The sequence below is a fragment of the Sphingobium sp. DC-2 genome (genome assembly GCF_000722555.1).
In the GTDB taxonomy this organism is placed as follows: Bacteria; Pseudomonadota; Alphaproteobacteria; order Sphingomonadales; family Sphingomonadaceae; genus Sphingobium; species Sphingobium quisquiliarum.
In genome coordinates, this window is sequence record NZ_JNAC01000111.1 from 1 (window position 1) to 4,950 (window position 4,950).

A 4,950-nucleotide genomic window follows, 5' to 3' on the forward strand; every position below is an offset into this window, starting at 1 on the left:
GTGCTAGCTTTGCGTACCGTCACTTATTGCACTGAAAACGAGGAGACCCCCACATCCGGCCGTTGGGAGACCGGAATCTTGGTCGCCGTCATGAAGCCGACGCCATAGCCTGCGCCGACTAAGGTAAGCATCATGTCCAGCGAGGACACTTTCTCCACGACGTTCAGCTTGTGCTCCACCGCTTGCAGGAGGCGTCCCAGCTCGCGGCAATAGCCCTCGCATGCGTGCGGGTTGCACAAGACAAGCGGATGCCCTCCCAGTTCGTGGAGTGGAACCTCCTTGTGGACGAGCAATGCGTGCCGGGCTGGCACCGCGATCACCAGCGGGTCTTGCCAGATTGGTTCGGCAACAACGCCGTCGCCGACGTCGGCCGTATGTGCGAACCCGATCATGAAATCGCCCGAGCGCAGGCCGCGCAACTGCTCGGCCAAAGGCACTTCTGATAGACGTATCTCGACCTCCGGCTCTTCTGCACGACAACGGGCAAGAAACGCCGACAGTCGGGGGTCGATGGCCCCGTCGGATATCGCGATGCGCAGACTACCTCGCAAGCCTGCCGCAACAGCCTTTGCGTTCTCTCGCGCCTGATCCAGAACGGTGAACAACCGACGGACATCTTGCAGGAAGGCTGCACCCGCTGCAGTCAGTAACGTCCCCCGGCGGTTTCGATTGAAAAGTACGACCCCCAGCTCGTCCTCAAGCTCCTTGATGGCCCGCGAAAGAGGGGGTTGTTCAATATGCAAGCGCTCCGCAGCACGGGTGAAATGCAACTCTTCCGCCAATACTACGAAGCAACGCAAATGCCGAATTTCCATGTTGGCCTGCTGCGGTGACCCGATGACTAACAGAAATAACGTATCTTCATCACGGCTCGCCCTCAGCGATTACCTCGTCAGCCCTCTCGCGCCGACTTCTTGCCGGCAGTTCTCGGTTGACTAGCCATAAAGCAAGGCCTATCAATATTCCGCCAGCAGCCTGCATCCAGGAAATTTCCGTGTCCAAGATGAAATACGCAAGGATGACCGTGAACAGCGGAGCCAAGAACAGAAATCCGCTGGTTCTTGTTGCACCACCTCTTTTAAGCGCCACGAACCAGAGGCCAAATGAACCCGTTGATGCAGGGATGGAAAGCCAGAGAAACCATCCCCATTGCTCCCGCGTTACGTTATCGGGCCATTGCTCGCCATTGATGTAGGCGATGACTAGAATGGCGATCGCACCCACCAGCATTTGCCAGAAACTCAAGGCCCAAGGCGCGAACGGCAATGCCGCCCGTTTATTGATGAGCGTCGCGCTTGCCCAGCAAAGCGCAGAGACGATGCCGATGATCTCGCCAGCCAGCGTCATCCCGCCAGAAAACATGGATGGGCTGATACCAATGGCAAGCGCAACACCGACAACGCCAAGAAGCAACCCGACGAGCCTCGCTCGGTGCAGGCTTTCGCCAAGGAAGATGCGACCCAGGACAGCAACCCAGATGGGATTGGTGAAAAGCAGGATGGCGGCGGTCGATGCGGAGATGAACTGCATGGCCCAGAAAAGCAGCCCCATGACGGCGGCTGTCTGAAGCAAACCAATCAGGATCACCAGCGCAACATCACGCAGCCCTGCTTTGGCCGGCAGGAGCGCCGCCACAATATTTCGCTCGCCGGCCAACACTAGCGGCAAGGTCGCCAAGGCCGCGGCAAAGAAGCGCCACCCGACCAGGATCATCGGCGTGAAACCCTGCTGTAGCAGGATTTTTCCTGCGACGAAGCTGGACCCCATCAAGAAGGTCGATGCAAAAAGCGTGACAAGGAAGCCAGCCTGGCTGGATGCAGGAGCGTGGACATTTCGTGCCATCAGCGTGCTCCTTTTTGGGTACTTGTAAATTCAGCGATACGGGACGCCAGCGCTTCCGGCACGTCCTCTGGCAGGAAATGCCCAGCCTCATCAAATACCTGGATTTGGGCATTGGGCATTTTTCCGGCCAGGCGCTCTGCGAAGTGCAACGGCTGGAATGTGTCGAGCTTGCCCCAGACGATGAGCGTAGGCACGGCCAGCTTCTCGACGTCCTCCATGCGCGAGGAAAGTTCTTCTGTCCTCAACGCCCGGGCTGCACGCAGGTATGCGTGCCTCCCGTCGATGCCATGGAACGGACGCTCATAGGCATCAACCAGTTCAGCGGTAACTCGATCGGTATGGAACATGCCTCGTGAAAAGCCTTTCGCCAGGCCCTTCTTCAGATCGAAATCTGCTGCGCCAAGGATTTCGTCCCAAGCCGGCTCCTTCAAGCGGGCAATCCCAGGCTCTGGAAACGAGTCATAGAGGATGGAGTCGATCAGAACGAGGCGATCCAGAATTTCGGGATGGTTGATGGCCAGGAGCTGGGCAATCCCACCTCCGATGTCGTGGCCCACTATGGTCGCGCGCTTCCACCCCAGGGCCGAAAGCGCCTGAAAGATGATTTCGGATTGCGCATGGATTCCAAGGTCCGTGTCCGAAGGCTTGTCGGAATCGCCATAGCCGAGAAGGTCGATCGCAAGCACTTCATGGCCTGATGCGGCGAGGAGATGCATGACGTTGCGCCAAAGATGGCGGCTCGTGGGAATGCCGTGAACAAGGGCGATGGCACTCCCGTGGCCCTGGCGCGTGTAGGCGATGCGGTAACCGGCCACGTCAAGAAAGCCATTTTCAAGATTTTCGTTATTCATGGCGCTGCGCCCCATCCGCATGAACCGCAAGGATTTCGCAGACCACTGAATTTCGCGGAGTGGGCACGCCGAGCCGTCGGCCTCTGCTGCTGACGTCGCCGCTGAGCCACTGCACTTCCAGCCGGTTTCCGCGTTCCAGGTCGCGCAGCATGGAAGCGGTCATATCGGCGGGTAGTTGGTCGCAGAAGCGAAGTCGGTCCACGGCAAAGTCGGCGGCGAGATTGACGCCTTCGGCCCGGCCGACGTCCACCACCTCCTGCATAACGCCTTCGAGCAACTTGCGGGAAACCGAATTACTGCGCACCACGCCTATCGGGCACCGCGTGGACGCGGTGGTCGCCGACAGCCCAACCAGGAAGACGAACTTCTCCCAGATCACTCTGGCGATGTCGTCGCTGATTTCGGCATCAATCCCCGACTGGATGCAGGCCCGATGGAAGCGCTCGATACGCGCGCTGCGATGGCCGCCGTACTCGCCAAAGACCAGCTTCTGCAAGTTGTTGGCATGACCGATGACGCCCGGGGCCTCGATCGTTGCCGCGATGTAGCAAACGCCACCTGCTACCGGCTTTTCTCCGAGCGTGGCTCTCAGCAATTCGTCCTTGATCACCCCGTTCTGGAACGAGATCATCATCGTTTCGGGTCCGATCAGCGGCTTGATCGCTTTGGCGGCCGCCTCGGTATCCCAAAGCTTGACACCGAATAGAACGACATCGACTGGCCCGACGTTCGACGGCGTGTCGGTTGCTCTGGGCGTGGGGACATGCATGTCCCCTAGCGGACTGCGCACAGTGAGGCCTTGGGACTTGATGGCAGCCAGGTGCGCCCCTCTGGCAATGAAGCTGACGTCGTTGCCTCCGAGGGCCAGTTTGGCTCCGAAATAGCCACCTACGCCTCCGGTGCCCATGATCGCGATTTTCATCCACGGCTCCATTCTTGAATATGAATTCAAGAAAATTCTAACTTCAACAAGTCTCCAAGGCAATGTATGCTTGATTCGTGTGAAGATTCTTGATTGATGAATCATTAAAAACCATGGGCCGAATACGAAACTTTGACCGCGATGCGGTGCTTGAGAGCGCGGTGGACGTCTTCTGGGAGCGGGGCTATGACGGGGCTGGCATGCAGGAGATCTGCCGGGTCACCGGTCTCAACCCGGGCAGCGTCTACGCCGCCTTCGGTGACAAGCACGGCCTCTTCATTGAGGCTTTGAAGAGCTACATGGCGTCCATGTCGCGAGAGACGATCGCGCGCCTGAACAGCAATCCGTCCGGTCGGGCCGGGATTGCCGACTACTACGCCGCCCTCATCGAAGCGATGCTGGACGGCAAACGGCGCTGGGGATGCCTTGTGACGAACTCGATCGTTGAGTTCGCCATGAATGATCCGCAGATCAGCGAAGCCTTCCAACTCCACCTGGCCAGGCTGGAAACGGCCCTATCTGGCGCGATCGAGCGGGCAAAGCAAGCGGGAGAACTATCGCGGGACGTCGATGCGGCCGAAGCGGCCGTATTTCTCGTATGCACGACGCAAGGACTCAATGTCCTGGCCAAGACCCGGCCCAGCCGGCGCACACTGGAGGCGATCACGCGGCATGCGTTCACGGCGTTGGGATTCGAGGCCTGAATCAGCCGAGGTCATCGCTTAGACGACGATGAACCGCCCGTGTGTGGGGGTTGGATGTCCGTGGTGGCCATGTTGCTCAATGCGATGCCATGCGATGGCGATACGCTCGACGGCATCCTGCAACTCGTTTGCCGGCCGAGTCCAAGGCAGGCGAACGAATTTATCCAGCCCGCCCCCCAGGGAAAAGACCGGGCCGGGCGAAATGATGACATTGTTGGCGGCCACCATGGAGGCCAATGCGGTTGCGCCTCGGCGTGGAAGCTCGCACCACAGCGCCATCCCGCCAGCAGGTGGGACGAAGCGCCAGCCCGGTAAATGTGATTCTACTGCGTGGATCAGTGCATCACGCTGTAGTCGCAAACGATGAAGATGTCCGGTAGCGGCCGGTCCACTTCGCAGCAGGTGCGTCGCCGCGAGTTGCTCCAGAACGGGCACGCCAAGATTCTGAGGCGACCCCAAATTTGGCCCTGTGCGGGCCGTGGCAGCGTTTTCCGGGGTCAGCGGCACCTATCCCCTACCCTCGCCCGGTTCCGGGCTTCCTGGGCGCTCCTGCGCGGCCTGGGTGTGGTTCCGGGCCTTCCTGGCCCAGTCGGCCCGAAGCTGCGATTTTGGTCATCTTGGAGAACACGTC

Annotated in this window: 5 protein-coding genes and 1 pseudogene; 1 reads left to right on the forward strand and 5 read right to left on the reverse strand. The window is 59.6% G+C overall.

What is annotated here, in order from left to right:
• Positions 1-50: 50 nt before the first annotated feature.
• The 4 genes and pseudogenes from ET21_RS0119065 to ET21_RS0119080 form a co-directional block, all read right to left on the reverse strand.
• Positions 51-815, reverse strand: a pseudogene (locus ET21_RS0119065) (LysR family transcriptional regulator); the annotation flags it as partial.
• A gap of 49 nt (positions 816-864) precedes the next feature.
• A complete protein-coding gene (locus ET21_RS0119070; RefSeq protein ID WP_030540898.1) occupies positions 865-1,842 on the reverse strand; it encodes a DMT family transporter in 978 nt (325 codons plus the stop codon).
• On the reverse strand, positions 1,842-2,693 hold the full coding sequence (locus ET21_RS0119075; RefSeq protein ID WP_024310275.1) for an alpha/beta fold hydrolase: 852 nt from the start codon (positions 2,691-2,693) through the stop codon (positions 1,842-1,844). The genes ET21_RS0119070 and ET21_RS0119075 overlap by 1 nt, the downstream gene beginning before the upstream one ends.
• Positions 2,686-3,615 (reverse strand): ketopantoate reductase family protein, encoded by a 930-nt coding sequence (locus ET21_RS0119080; RefSeq protein WP_023082459.1) that lies wholly within the window; start codon positions 3,613-3,615, stop codon positions 2,686-2,688. Before ET21_RS0119080 ends, ET21_RS0119075 begins: the two co-directional genes overlap by 8 nt.
• An 89-nt stretch (positions 3,616-3,704) precedes the next feature.
• On the opposite strand from ET21_RS0119080, the gene ET21_RS0119085 reads away from it, so the two are divergent.
• Positions 3,705-4,319: a TetR/AcrR family transcriptional regulator gene (locus ET21_RS0119085; RefSeq protein WP_202807141.1), complete on the forward strand. Its 615-nt coding sequence runs from the start codon at positions 3,705-3,707 to the stop codon at positions 4,317-4,319.
• An 18-nt stretch (positions 4,320-4,337) separates the two neighbouring features.
• Here the strand turns inward: ET21_RS0119085 and ET21_RS0119090 are convergent, their stop codons facing one another.
• Positions 4,338-4,556, reverse strand: coding sequence for a hypothetical protein (locus ET21_RS0119090; protein ID WP_156029302.1), 219 nt, complete (start codon positions 4,554-4,556; stop codon positions 4,338-4,340).
• Positions 4,557-4,950 lie beyond the last annotated feature (394 nt).

Excerpts from the sequence above, each read along its gene's own strand:
- ET21_RS0119070 (WP_030540898.1), bottom strand. The coding sequence starts at position 1,842 with ATGGCACGAAATGTCCACGCTCCTGCATCCAGCCAGGCTGGCTTCCTT.
- ET21_RS0119075 (WP_024310275.1), bottom strand. The coding sequence starts at position 2,693 with ATGAATAACGAAAATCTTGAAAATGGCTTTCTTGACGTGGCCGGTTAC.
- ET21_RS0119080 (WP_023082459.1), bottom strand. The coding sequence starts at position 3,615 with ATGAAAATCGCGATCATGGGCACCGGAGGCGTAGGTGGCTATTTCGGA.